Consider the following 13,370-nt stretch of genomic DNA (forward strand, 5'->3'; position numbering starts at 1 on the left):
CCTGTACCAACATCTACCAACGCTTGCTGCTTGCTCCTGATTGGGCGCTATTTGCTGCTGCGCAGCCTACCGCCGCATGAATTACCTCTGCCGAACAAGTGCGCCCGCTGTTCGCCGCCGCGCCCGCAAGCCTAACCCAGCAGCTGCAATCCTTGCTATACTTCGCCCATCATCCGCGCATTGCCGAGGCACTGAGCCAAGCAGGCGCGGCACGCATCCGCCTGCTCCGTTCGGCTGCAGAGCTGGAAAACGCTTTACTTGCCGAACGGCAACACCTCACTCAGGCTACCTGAAAATTGAACTTCCAATGTGCGCAAACGCCGCACCGGCTTTCAGGTAGCCTCACAACCGATTGAATACTATGAAAGGAATAGCATGAGCCAACCGGAAAACGAATCCGTACCCGCCCCCCAGCCTCCCGCTCCCGCCCCGGCCAGCCCTGTTGCGCCGGTGGTTGTTAAATCCGGCGGCAAAGGTTTGGGCGCGTTTGCCCTCGTGCTGGCCGTGCTCGGCCTGGGCGCCAGCGGCTTTTTGTTTGTGCAGGGGCAAAACCTGCTCAAACGCCAGGAAATCCAGTTCGATCAAAAAATCAATCAGGCTGCCTTGGGCGAATCGCAAAATGCCGCCCTGTTAGCCGATGCCGGCCGCAAGCTGCAAGATAACGAAGCCCTAATCAAGCAGCTGCAAAGCGATATGCAAACCCAGCAGGCCGAGGCCGCCGCCAACAACCGTGCCCTGCAAGAGCTACTGAAAACCCGTAGCGACTGGGTGGTGGACGAAGCCGAGGCCGCGCTCAATCTAGCCGGCCAGCAGTTGGTGATTGCCGACAACGTGCCCGCCGCCGTGGCCGTGCTCGAAGGGCTGGATGCCCGTTTGGCACGTTTCGAGCAGCCGCAGCTGCTGCCTTTGAAACAGGCCGTTAGTGCCGACTTGGCCAAACTGCGCCAGCGCCCCTTCACCGACACCGCTAACGCCGCTCTGCGCTTGAGCCGCCTGGAAGCCGCCGTGGGCGCACTGCCGCTCTTGGCCGATTCCAGCCTGCGCCCGCCGCAAGCCGCCGCGCCCGCTGCTGTCTCGCCGAATGATCCGTGGTGGCGCCAAGCCTGGAACCGCACCCTCGGCGGCCTCAAAGGCATGGTGGAAATCCGCCGCCTCAATAGCACCGATGCGCTCCTGATGTCGCCGGAACAGGCGTTTTATGTGCGCGAAAACCTGCGCTTGCACCTGCTCTCCGCCCGCGTGGCCCTGATGCAGCGCCAAAACGATATTTACCAAAACGACCTGGCCGCCTCGGAAAACGCCGTGCGCCAATACTTTGACGCCGCCACCCCCGCCGCCCAATCCTGGCTGCGCGAAATCGCCCAGCTCAAAGCCATCCAGCCGGGCAGCGGCAATGTGGGCGACAGCCTTTCCGCCAGCCTGAAAGCCATCGCCGACTACCGCCAGCAGCGCCAAGGCGACATCCTCGGCCAGCCTGAAGCCGCTTCCGAAGCCGCCGCTTCGCAGCCTGCCGCGCCCGTTTCCGTGCCCGCACCGGCCAGCCAACCCACACCGGCAGTCTCCGCCCCCGCGCTTCCAACGCCGGCTCAGGCTTCCGCCGCTCACAAGGGGATTGAATCATGAAAGGCTTGATTTGGATTATCGTGCTGTTTGCTGCCGCAGTCGGCCTCACCATTGTCGCGCAGCATTACAGTGGTAACGTGTATATCGTTATCGATCAAACCCAAACCCAGATTGCGGTAAACCTGCATTTGTTTGTGGGCGCCATGCTCGTGTTCGTGGTGCTGCTCTACCTGCTGCTGCGCCTGATTAACGGCATCATCAACATTCCCGGCCGAGTGCGCCGCTTCGGCCGCAGCCGCCAGGCACATCATGCCGAAACCGCGCTCAACAAAGCCGGTCTCGCCTACTTCGAAGGCAAATTCCAACACGCCGAGCAAGAAGCCGCCAAAGTGCTGGAAAACAAAGAAGCCGGCCACAACCGCACCCTCGCCCTAATGCTCGCCGTGCACAGCGCCGACCAAATGGGCGACGATGCCAAGCGCGAAGGCTACCTGAAAGAAATCGCCCAGCTGCCGCATAAAGCCCAGCTCTCGCGCCACCTGCTCGAAGCCGAATCCGCGCTCAACCGGCAGGATTATCCCGCCGCCGAGGCCGCCTTGGCCGCCGCTGCCGCCATTAACCCCAAGCTCACCCGCCTGGTGCGCCTGCAGTTGCGCTATATGTTCGAGCAAAACAACCCCTTGGAAGTGCTCGACCGCGTCGCCAAGCTGGAAAAAGCTTCCGCCCTCAACGCCGCCGAAGCCGCCCAATACCGCGAATGGGCCTGGCGCGAACTCCTCGCCCTCACCGCCGACTATCCCTCGCTCAAAGCCTGCCTCGGCCGCATCCCCAAAGAAATCCAGGAAGGCGAACTCTGTGCCCCGATTGCCGAAAAAATGCTGCAAATCGGCCAGTATCCCCGCGTGGTGAAATGGGTGAAAACCCACTATCCCAAGCATCGTAACGCCCAACTCCTGCCGCCCATGATTGAGGCCGCCCGCTACCTCAGCCCGCGCGAACAGCAAAAAATCATGGATACCGTGGAAGGCTGGCTGCACGACGCCCCGCAAGACGCCGCCCTGCTGCTGCACCTCGGCCAAATGGCCTACGCCAAGCAACTGTGGGGCAAAGCCCAAGGCTACCTCGAAGCCAGCCTGCAAGCCCAAGCCACCCCGCAGGCACGCCTGGTGCTGGCCAAAGTGTTCGACGAAATGGACAAACCCGAGCAGGCTGAGCAGCAACGCCAACTGGTGCTGACCGAAATCACTCCGGAAGACGACGAAACCGCTGCCGAATAAGGGTACACAGCAAAAAGGCTACCTGAAAACAGTCATGGCTGACTTTCAGGTAGCCTTTATATTGTTTCATCCCCTTTCAGCAGCCCGAGATCTTTACCGCATCAGGCTACCTGAAAACGATGTTTCGGCGCAGCCGGAGCTGAGTTTCTGCGAAGCTAAAACCCGGCCCCGTTTTGCGCTAAAATACCCGCTTTCCATTCTTCCATAAGGCCGCCCGCCATGCCCCAGCAAACCGCACACTACCTCAAAGACTACCGCGCCCCCGAATACCTCGTGCCGCACATCCGCCTGAATGTCGATGTGTATGACGACCATACCGCCGTTACCGCCGAACTTTCCATCCAGCCCCAGCCCGATGCCGGCGGCACATTGGTGCTGCAAGGCTCGGCCAAGCTGGTTTCCCTCGAGCTCAACGGCCAAAGGCTACCTGAAACCGCCTACACACTAGAAAACAACACCCTATCCATCCCACACGTCCCCGCCCAGCCCTTCAAGCTGAACGTAGCCACCCGCCTTTATCCGCACCACAACAAATCCCTGATGGGGCTCTACGCCAGCGGCGGCAACCTCTACACCCAGTGCGAGCCGGAAGGCTTCCGCAAAATCACCTACCACCCCGACCGCCCCGACGTGATGGGCATCTACACCACCCGCATCAGCGCCGACCGCGCCCGCTTCCCCGTGCTGCTTTCCAACGGCAACCGCACCGGCCACGGCACACTGCCCGACAACCGCCACTGGGCCGAATGGCACGACCCCTTCGCCAAGCCCAGCTACCTGTTCGCCCTCGTGGCCGGCGATTTGGTGTGCACCCGCGACAGCTTCACCACGAAAAGCGGCCGCCAAGTGGCGCTCGAATTCTTCACCCGCGCCGAAGATGCCGGCAAAGTGCGCTTCGGCATCGAATCGCTCAAACACGCCATGCGCTGGGACGAAACCCGTTTCGGCCTCGAATACGATTTGGATATTTTCATGGTGGTGGCCGTGGGCGACTTCAACATGGGCGCGATGGAAAACAAAGGCCTGAACATTTTCAACACCGCCTGCGTGCTGGCCGACAGCCGCACCGCCACCGACGCCGATTTCGAGCGCGTGGAAGGCGTCATCGCCCACGAATACTTCCACAACTGGACCGGCAACCGCGTTACCTGCCGCGACTGGTTCCAGCTCTCGCTCAAAGAAGGCCTTACCGTATTCCGCGACCAAGAATTCTCCGCCGACCGCGCCAGCCGCGAAGTCCGCCGGATTGAAAACGTATCCTTCCTGCGTGCCCACCAATTCCCCGAAGACGCCGGCCCCACCGCCCACCCCGTGCGCCCCGCCAGCTATGTGGAAATGAACAATTTCTACACCCTCACCGTGTATGAAAAAGGCGCCGAAGTGGTGCGCATGTATCACACCTTCCTCGGCGAAGAGGGCTTCCAAAAAGGCATGAAGCTTTATTTCCAACGCCACGACGGCCAAGCCGTTACCTGCGACGACTTCCGCGCCGCCATGGCCGATGCCAACGGCTTCGATTTCGAACAATTCGCCCTGTGGTACAGCCAGGCCGGCACGCCGGTGCTGGATGTTTCAGGTAGCCTGCAAGCCGACAACCGCTTCGTGCTGAACATCCGCCAAAGCATACCGCCCACTCCCGATATGGCCGCCAAACAGCCGATGATGATTCCGCTCAAAATCGCCCTGTTCAGCGCCGACGAAGACACCTTCGGCCAGCCCATCCCCTTCAGGCTACCTGAAAACGGACATACGCAAACCGAAGCCGTGCTCACCCTGCGCCAGGCCGAAGAAAGCGTTGCCCTGCAATTTGAAGGCAACTATCAACAAGTCGTCCCCTCCCTGCTGCGCGGTTTCTCCGCCCCGGTAAACCTGCACTACGCCTACAGCGAGCACGAGCTCTCCGTGCTGCTCGCCTGCGACAGCGACCCCTTCACCCGCTGGGAAGCCGCGCAAACCCTCTACCGCCGCGCCATCGCTGCCAACGAAGCCGCCCTGCTTTCAGCTAGCCCCCTGCCCGAGCACCGCGCCCTGCTGCAAGCCATCGACTACGTTTTGCGTGCCGACATCAGCGCCGTATTCCAAGCCGCCCTGCTCGCCATTCCCAACGAAGCCGAACTCTGGGCCGGCCGCCCAAACATCGATCCGCTCATCGTCCACCGCGCCCGCGAAGCCCTGCTCGATTTAATCGCTGCACACTTCGCCGACCAATTCGCCGTACTCAACGCCGAAGCCCGCCGCATGGAAGAAGAGCAATCCGGCCTCGCCGAGCCCTACGAATACCACCCGCAGCAAGCAGGCTGGCGCGCCCTGCGCAACGCCTGCCGCGCCTTCATCCTGCGCGCCCGCCCCGGACACATCGAACAAGTGGCCGCCAACTACAATCAAATGGCACGCAACATGACCCACGAATGGGGCATCCTCAGCGCCATCAACCACAACGAGCGCCCCAAGCGCAACCGCCTTCTCGAACAATTCGCCGCCAAATTCCACAGCGACGACCTTGTGATGTGCAAATACTTCAGCCTGATTGCTGCCAGCCACCGCGCCGACACACCCGCGCAAGTGGCCGCCGCGCTCGAACACCCCGCCTTCAGCCTGGAAAACCCCAACAAAGCCCGCGCCCTGCTCGGCAGCTTCAGCCGCAACGTGCTACACTTCCACACCAAAGACGGCAGCGGCTACGCCTTCCTCGCCGGCCAAATCGAACGCATCGACCGCTTCAACCCCCAAATCGCCGCCCGCCTCGCCCAAGCCTTCAACATCTGCGCCCAGCTCGAACCGCAGCGCCGCAGCCTGATGCGCGCCGAGCTGCAAAAACTCGCCGAAAACCCAGCCCTCTCCAAAGACAGCGGCGAAATCATCGGCAAGATTTTGCAGGCTTCCGCGTAAGGGGAACACAGCAAAAGGCTACCTGAAACGCCGCGCAGTAAAGTTTCAGGTAGCCTTTAAACACAAATGCGCGGATAGCAGATATCCAGCCTATAACAAACCCACTCCACTTCTGCTACAGCATGGCTATACTTGCCATATCGCTGCACAGCCGGCGGTTTACTGCCTGTATCGAAGTGTTAATCCGCTATAAACAAAAAGGCTACCTGAAATTTCAGGTAGCCTTTTAACTCAAGCACCTAGGCAACAGAGATCTGCCCTACCGGCAGCATGGTCTGCACTGGCTCACGCGCAATGCCAAGCGCCGAGGATATAAGACTGTTTCGCGCCGGTAGCAGCGTGGGGATTGCCCGGCTCGCGGCACACGCGGCAGGCGGCGAGCCAGGCGAAGGCGGCGGCTTCCACCCATTGCGGCGGCAGGTTTAGCTCGTCGGTGGTAGCGGTGCGGATGCCGAGCGGGGCGAGCCTGCCGGAGAGCTCGGCCATCAGCACGGGATTGAACACGCCGCCGCCGCAGGCAAACACTTCGCGTACGCCGGGGGCATGGGCGGCAATGGCGTCGACAATGCTTTGTGCGGTGAGGGCGTTGAGGGTACGCACGATATCGGCGGGGGTATAACTGTTTTCTGACAATAATTCGTCGGTTTCGCTGTTTTTCAGGTAGCCTTGCAGCCAATCGAGGGAAAACAAATCGCGACCAGTGCTTTTTGGCGGGGTACGGTGGAAATAAGGGTGTGCCAGCAGAGTTTGCAGCAGTTCGGGGATAACGCGGCCGCTGCGGGCAAGGGCACCGTCTCGGTCACAGGCTTGGCCGAAACGGTGCTGCATATAGGCATCGGCCAGCATATTGCCGGGGCCGGTGTCGAAGCCGCTGGCATCGGCATGCGGTTGCAACACGCTGATGTTGGCAATGCCGCCGATATTGAGCACCACGCGGCCATACTCCGGGCTGCCGAACACGGCCTGATGGAAAGCGGGCACGAGCGGCGCGCCTTGGCCGCCACCGGCCATGTCGCGGCGGCGGAAGTCGCCCACGGTGTCGATGCCGGTAAGCTCGGCCAAGAGCGGCAGATTGATGAGCTGCACGGTGTAGCCGTGCTCGGGGGCATGGCGCACGGTTTGGCCGTGCGCGCCGATGGCGGCGATATCGCGCGGGGCAAGCTTTTGCTGCGCCAGCAGGCCATGCACGGCTTGAGCGTTGAGCGCTGCCAACTCTTGCGCGAGCATTTCGCTGCGGTGGATTTCGTTGCCGCCTAGGTTTTGCAAATCCAGCAGGCGGCGGCGCAAATCATCACTGTAGGGCACGGCAAAATGGCCGAGCGCGCCCTGCCATTGGGTGCCATTGAAGGCGGCCAGCACGGCATCTACGCCGTCCATGCTGGTGCCGGACATCAGGCCGATATAGTATTGGGTCATGGTGCGGACTATGTGGGAAAGACGGCGGCATTATATAGCGAACGGCAGCTGTTTTCAGGTAGCCCCATTTGAGGATTGGACTATAATGCCCATACTGCTTTCAGGTAGCCTCTATCCGTACGGGAGTCTACCTAAAAATAAACCAACCCGGTCATAATCTCTTAATTTGAAATATTTAAAATTGATGCAATTATGAAAAAGGATAATTTTACATGACCCACCAAAAAACCTGGTCCGGCCGTTTCAACGAACCCGTGTCCAAACTCGTCAAACAATACACCGCCTCCATCAACTTCGACCAACGCCTCGCCCGCCACGACATCCAAGGCTCGCTCGCACACGCGCAGATGCTGCACGAAGCCGGCGTGCTCTCCGCGCAAGATTTGGCCGACATCCGGCGCGGCATGGCTGAAATCCAAGCCGAAATCGAGGCAGGCAGCCTGCAATGGTCGCTCGATTTGGAAGACGTGCACATGAACATCGAACGCCGCCTCACCGACAAAATCGGCGATGCGGGCAAACGCCTGCACACTGGCCGCAGCCGCAACGACCAAGTCGCCACCGACATCCGTCTGTGGCTGCGCGACGAAATTTCCACCATCCGCCGCCTGATTAAAGACTTGCAGGCTGCCCTGCTCGATTTGGCCGAACAAAACTCCGCCACCGTCATGCCCGGCTTCACCCACCTTCAGGTAGCCCAACCCGTCAGCTTCGGCCACCACCTGCTCGCCTATGTGGAAATGTTCGGCCGCGACGACGAACGCATGGCCGACTGCCGCCGCCGCACCAACCGCATGCCGCTGGGTGCCGCCGCGCTGGCCGGCACCACCTTCCCCGTCCGCCGCGAAACCACCGCCGCGCTCCTAGGCTTCGAACAAATCTGCCAAAACTCGCTCGACGCCGTGTCCGACCGCGACTTCGCCATCGAATTCACCGCCGCCGCCTCGCTGGTGATGGTGCATTTGAGCCGCTTGTCCGAAGAACTGATTTTGTGGATGTCGCCCCGCTTCGGCTTCATCGACATCGCCGACCGCTTCTGCACCGGTTCCAGCATCATGCCGCAGAAGAAAAACCCCGATGTGCCCGAACTCGTGCGCGGCAAATCTGGCCGCGTCATCGGCCACCTCACCGGTTTGATTATGCTGATGAAATCCCAGTCGCTGGCGTACAACAAAGACAATCAGGAAGACAAAGAACCGCTCTTCGACACCGTGGACACGCTCATCGACACGCTGCGGATTTACGCCGACATGATGCGCGGCATCACCGTGAAGCCCGAAGCCATGCGCGCCGCCGTGCTGCAAGGCTTCGCCACCGCCACCGATTTGGCGGATTATCTGGTCAAAAAAGGCCTGCCCTTCCGCGACAGCCACGAAGCCGTCGCCCAAGCCGTGCGCCACGCCGAACAAGCAGGCTGCGGGCTGGAAGACCTGCCGCTCACCGTGCTGCAAGGCTTCAGTGCATTGATTGAAAACGATGTTTACCAAGTACTCACCCCCGAAGGCAGCCTGAACGCCCGCAACCACTTGGGCGGCACCGCGCCGGAGCAGGTGAAGTTTCAGGCAGCCCGCTGGCGGGAGCTGCTGAAAGAAAATGCATGATGCATATCTTTCAGATAGCCTGTTGCCGCCCCGCTGCCTTGCACAAACTTTAGCGATATAATGCGCCCTTCACACCATCTTAATTAAAAAGGAAACATCATGACCGAAGCCCAACTCTCCGCTTGGGGTATGAAAATTGGCCTCAGCGTGCTGGTTATCTTCATCAGCCTCATCATTTGGGACTTGGGCAAAAAATCCGGCGCCAGCAAATTCAGCATGGCCATGCCGTTTTTTGTGCTCGGCTTGGGCATGATGGGCTTTTTGATGAAGGAAGTGTTGGTGAATCTGATTTTGAAGCACCCTGTTTGAAAGGCTACCTGAAAACGAGGTTTCTGAAGGAAGCCGAGTTTCTGCGAAGCTAAACGAAATTTCTGCCAGAAGCTGAGTTTTTACGAAGCGAAAACGAAACTTCAACGAAGTTAAAACCACGGCTGCACATTTTCAGGTAGCCTCAATAACGCCATCTGTCGGCCATTGTTGGAAACTATAACTGCCATTGCCGATGCACGGCCGGCCTTGTTATTTTGCGGCGAAACCCGTATCTTGCCTGCCATCTGAAATCCCTATCTGAAAGGAAAAAACATGAGCAACCAAATCATCCACACCTCTGATGCTGCCTTTGAAAAAGACGTATTGAAAGCCGAGCTGCCCGTATTGCTCGACTTCTGGGCTCCTTGGTGCGGCCCCTGCAAAATGATCGCCCCGATTCTGGACGACATCGCTGCAGAATTCCAAGGCAAGCTGCAAGTAGTGAAGATGAATATCGACGAAAACGAGCAAACCCCCGCCCAATTCGGCGTGCGTGGCATTCCCACCCTGATGGTGTTCAACGGCGGCCAGCGCGTGGCCACCAAAGTGGGCGCCCTGAGCAAAGGCCAGCTCACCGATTTCTTGAACGCTTCACTGTAATACTGCCCTATTCCGCCACCGCCGCATCTTCCGGCGGTGGCTTTTCTTGACAAGCCCCACTCAATCCCCTAGAATGCCGCCGTTTTGCGCCCGACTCACTTTTGGTGCGCAGCCCCATTCTCCGGCTTACAACAGCCAAAACTCTTAAATCTTCCAAACCCATCCCCACACATATCCCCCCCATCCCTCCCCCATTATCTGAATCGCGCGTTCATTTAATCAATTTATCCATTATTCAACACAAAACATAATCTTATGCACGTTTCCGAACTACAAACCCAGCACATTTCCAAACTGTTGGAAATGGCCGAACAACACGGTATTGAAAATGCCAACCGCCTGCGCAAACAAGATTTGGTGTTTTCCATCGTCCGCCACATGATGAAACAGGGCGAGAGCTTCAGCTGCTCCGGCACGCTCGAAATCCTGCCCGACGGCTTCGGCTTCTTGCGCAGCACCGACACTTCCTATTTGGCCAGCCCCGACGATATCTACGTTTCCCCCAACCAAATCCGCCGCTTCAACCTGCACACCGGCGACACCATCGAAGGTAGCGTGCGCGTACCCAAAGACAACGAACGCTACTTCGCCCTCGTGCGCCTAGATAAAATCAACGGCGACGACCCCGAAGTGTGCAAACACAAAATCCTGTTTGAAAACCTCACCCCCCTCTTCCCCACCCGTCCGATTAAGCTCGAACGCGATATTAAGGCCGAAGAAAACATCACCGCCCGCGCCATCGATTTGGTTTCCCCCATCGGCATGGGTCAGCGCGCCCTTTTGGTGGCCCCGCCCAAAACCGGCAAAACCGTGATGCTGCAAAACATCGCCCACGCCATCACTGCCAACTATCCCGAAGTGGTACTGATTGTGCTGCTGATCGATGAGCGTCCCGAAGAAGTTACCGAAATGACCCGCTCCGTGCGCGGCGAAGTAGTGGCCTCCACCTTCGACGAGCCCGCCGCCCGCCACGTTCAAGTGGCCGAAATGGTGATTGAAAAAGCCAAGCGCATGGTGGAGCACAAAAAAGACGTGGTGATCCTGCTCGACTCCATCACCCGCCTGGCCCGCGCCTACAACACCGTTGCCCCCGCCTCCGGCAAAATCCTCACTGGCGGTATGGACGCCAACGCCCTGCACCGCCCCAAACGCTTCTTCGGCGCCGCCCGCAACATCGAAGAAGGCGGCTCGCTCACCATCATCGCCACCGCGCTGGTGGAAACTGGCAGCCGCATGGACGACGTGATTTTTGAAGAATTCAAGGGCACCGGCAACATGGAGCTGCACCTCGACCGCCGCATGGCCGAAAAACGCGTTTTCCCCGCCATCAACATCAACAAATCCGGCACCCGCCGAGAAGAAATGCTCGTTTCCAACGACCGCCTGCAACGCATGTGGCTGCTGCGCAAATTCCTCCACCCGATGGACGACCTCGAAGCCACCGAATTCCTAGTGGGCAAACTCAAAGACAGCAAAACCAACGATGAGTTTTTCGAGCTGATGCGCGGCAAATAAGCCCGCCGTATTTCAGGTAGCCTCCCAAGCTACCTGAAACCCATTCCGCATTCGCCCAAAAGCCAGCTATCGCCACTTCAAACAAAACAATACAAGGCGGCGAGCCGTAGGCAGTACAGCCAGTACGGCAAGGCGAGCCAATGCGGTAGTATTCTTGTTTTAAGCAACGATAAAATGACCACCCTCGACTACGCCGACAGCCGCACCCTGTGGCAAACCATCCTGGCCGAAACCGCCCAAGCCGCCCAAAGCGAGCCTATGCTCGCCAGCTTCCTGCACCAAACCGTGCTGCGTCACAGCAGCATCGACCGTGTGCTCGCCTTCCACCTCTCCAGCAAGCTCGCCAGCCCCGTGATGGACAGCCGCGCGCTCAACGAAATTTTCTTCCAGGCACTCGACAGCGACACCCGCATTTCCAAAGCCATGCAGGCCGACATCGTCGCCTACTACGAACGCGACCCAGCCTGCGATGCCTACTACCTGCCGCTGCTCTACTACAAAGGCTTCCACGCCGTGCAGGCCCACCGCATCAACCACTGGCTGTGGCAGCACGGCCGCAAAACCCTCGCCTACTTCCTGCAAAACCGCGCCTCCGAAGTATTCGGTATCGACATCCACCCCGCCGCCTGTTTCGGCCACGGCATTATGGTCGACCACGGCACCGGCCTTGTGGTGGGTGAAACCGCCGTTTTGGGCAACGACATCTCCATCCTGCACGGCGTTACCCTCGGCGGCTCCGGCAAAGAAGGCGGCGACCGTCACCCCAAAATCAGCGACGGCGTGATGATTGGCGCCAATGCCTCCATCCTCGGCAACATCCGCGTGAACGAATGCGCCAAAGTCGGCGCCGGCAGCGTGGTGGTGCACGACGTACCCGCCCACAGCACCGTAGTCGGCGTGCCCGCCCGCGTGATCGGTCAAGGCAACGTGCGCCCCTCCGCCGATATGGATCAAAGCTTGGATTCATGATGGCAGATAAAGGCTACCTGAAAACAAACAGCACAGCTTTCTGCCCGCCCAACATGCCGGCAGATGATTTCAGGTAGCCCTTCCGCCGGCCCGCCGCTGTATAATCCCGCTACCCGCCCGATTGCACCCGCCCATGAAAGCTGCCTTTTTCTTTCTTTACCTCATCCAACTCCTGCCCTTCGCCGCCATCCAAAAGCTGGCTGACGCCATCGGCAGCCTCGCCTATTATGCCGTCGCCCCACGCCGCCGCATCGGCGAAATCAACCTGCGCCTGTGCTTCCCCGAATTGAGCGAGAAACAGCGCAAAACCCTGCTCAAACGCCACTTCCGCCACATGGCCAAGCTCATTCTCGAATACGGCCTCTATTGGTATGGCAGCGCCAAGCGGCTTAAATCCCTCGTCCACTATCAAAATAAACACCATCTCGACAACGAACTCGCCGCCGGGAATAAAGTTATCCTGCTTTATCCCCACTTCACCGCCTTCGAGCTTGCCGTGTACGCGCTCAACCAAGACGTGCCGCTCACCAGCATGTATTCCCACCAGAAAAACCCCGCGCTCGACCAGCAAATCCTGCGCGGCCGCCACCGCTACAACAACGTCTTCCTCATCGGCCGCACCGAAGGCCTACGCGCCATCATCAAACACCTGCGCGCTGCCCCCGCCCCCTTCCTCTACCTGCCCGACCAAGACTTCGGCCCCAAAGATTCCATCTTTGCCGATTTCTTCGGCATCCCCACCGCCACCATCGCCGGCCTCCCCCGCATTGCCGCCCTCACCCAAGCCAAAGTCGTGCCCGCCATCCCCACCCGCCAGCCCAATGGCCACGTTACCCTGCGCTTCTACCCCGCCTGGGAAAACTTTCCCAGCGAAGACGTGCAAGCCGACGTACAGCGCATGAACCACTTCATCGAAGAACGCGTGCGCGAACAACCCGAGCAATACTTCTGGCTGCACAAACGCTTCAAAACCCGCCCCGCAGGCAGCCCCGATTTCTACGCCAAATCCGGCTGCGCCTAACAATACAGGCCGTTGGAAACCAATCTTCCAACGGCCTGTTTTCTGCCCATTCCAGCCAAAAGGCTACCTGAAAACATTTCAGGTAGCCTTTTCAGCCTCAAACGGCAGGTTTTATTCCTGCCCGTACACGCTGTGGTCGTAGCCCACGCAGAAAGCCGTGCCTTCTGCGCCCTTTCCGGTTTCGATTTCGGAATAAAAACAGCGGTCATC

The 13,370-nt window shown here is 59.4% G+C and carries 11 protein-coding genes; 10 read left to right on the top strand and 1 reads right to left on the bottom strand.

The window, feature by feature from the left end:
- Window positions 1-98 precede the first annotated feature (98 nt).
- The 4 genes from A7P96_RS11060 to pepN all read left to right on the top strand — a co-directional run bounded on the left by A7P96_RS11060 (window position 99) and on the right by pepN (window position 5,729).
- Window positions 99-293, top strand: a complete 195-nt coding sequence (locus A7P96_RS11060) for a hypothetical protein (RefSeq protein ID WP_067526310.1) — start codon at window positions 99-101, stop codon at window positions 291-293.
- An 82-nt stretch (window positions 294-375) separates the two neighbouring features.
- Window positions 376-1,623 carry a uroporphyrinogen-III C-methyltransferase gene (locus A7P96_RS08660; RefSeq protein WP_067526312.1) on the top strand — a complete coding sequence of 416 codons (1,248 nt, stop codon included), beginning with the start codon at window positions 376-378 and terminating at the stop codon, window positions 1,621-1,623.
- Window positions 1,620-2,840, top strand: coding sequence for a heme biosynthesis HemY N-terminal domain-containing protein (locus A7P96_RS08665; protein ID WP_067526314.1), 1,221 nt, complete (start codon window positions 1,620-1,622; stop codon window positions 2,838-2,840). Before A7P96_RS08660 ends, A7P96_RS08665 begins: the two co-directional genes overlap by 4 nt.
- Before the next feature lie 219 nt (window positions 2,841-3,059).
- Window positions 3,060-5,729 (top strand): aminopeptidase N, encoded by a 2,670-nt coding sequence (gene pepN / locus A7P96_RS08670; protein ID WP_067526315.1) that lies wholly within the window; start codon window positions 3,060-3,062, stop codon window positions 5,727-5,729.
- Between the two features lie 285 nt (window positions 5,730-6,014).
- On the opposite strand, the gene A7P96_RS08675 is transcribed toward pepN, so the two are convergent.
- Window positions 6,015-7,145, bottom strand: a complete 1,131-nt coding sequence (locus tag A7P96_RS08675; RefSeq protein WP_067526317.1) for an anhydro-N-acetylmuramic acid kinase — start codon at window positions 7,143-7,145, stop codon at window positions 6,015-6,017.
- Window positions 7,146-7,357: 212 nt separating this feature from the next.
- On the opposite strand from A7P96_RS08675, the gene argH reads away from it, so the two are divergent.
- The 6 genes from argH (at window position 7,358) to A7P96_RS08705 (ending at window position 13,160) form a co-directional block, all read left to right on the top strand.
- Window positions 7,358-8,746 carry an argininosuccinate lyase gene (gene argH, locus A7P96_RS08680; RefSeq protein WP_067526319.1) on the top strand — a complete coding sequence of 463 codons (1,389 nt, stop codon included), beginning with the start codon at window positions 7,358-7,360 and terminating at the stop codon, window positions 8,744-8,746.
- Between the two features lie 99 nt (window positions 8,747-8,845).
- Window positions 8,846-9,055, top strand: coding sequence for a DUF2788 domain-containing protein (locus A7P96_RS08685; RefSeq protein ID WP_067526321.1), 210 nt, complete (start codon window positions 8,846-8,848; stop codon window positions 9,053-9,055).
- A gap of 273 nt (window positions 9,056-9,328) precedes the next feature.
- The gene (gene trxA, locus A7P96_RS08690) at window positions 9,329-9,655 is read left to right on the top strand and encodes a thioredoxin TrxA (protein ID WP_067439738.1); all 327 of its coding nucleotides are present in this window, start codon (window positions 9,329-9,331) and stop codon (window positions 9,653-9,655) included.
- 255 nt (window positions 9,656-9,910) lie between these two features.
- Window positions 9,911-11,170, top strand: a complete 1,260-nt coding sequence (gene rho / locus A7P96_RS08695) for a transcription termination factor Rho (protein WP_067526323.1) — start codon at window positions 9,911-9,913, stop codon at window positions 11,168-11,170.
- A 174-nt stretch (window positions 11,171-11,344) separates the two neighbouring features.
- Window positions 11,345-12,139, top strand: coding sequence for a serine O-acetyltransferase (cysE, locus tag A7P96_RS08700; protein ID WP_067526325.1), 795 nt, complete (start codon window positions 11,345-11,347; stop codon window positions 12,137-12,139).
- 133 nt (window positions 12,140-12,272) lie between these two features.
- Window positions 12,273-13,160: a lipid A biosynthesis lauroyl acyltransferase gene (locus A7P96_RS08705; protein WP_067526327.1), complete on the top strand. Its 888-nt coding sequence runs from the start codon at window positions 12,273-12,275 to the stop codon at window positions 13,158-13,160.
- Window positions 13,161-13,370 lie beyond the last annotated feature (210 nt).

It is taken from the genome of Eikenella sp. NML03-A-027, assembly GCF_001648395.1.
Lineage (GTDB): Bacteria > Pseudomonadota > Gammaproteobacteria > Burkholderiales > Neisseriaceae > Eikenella > Eikenella exigua.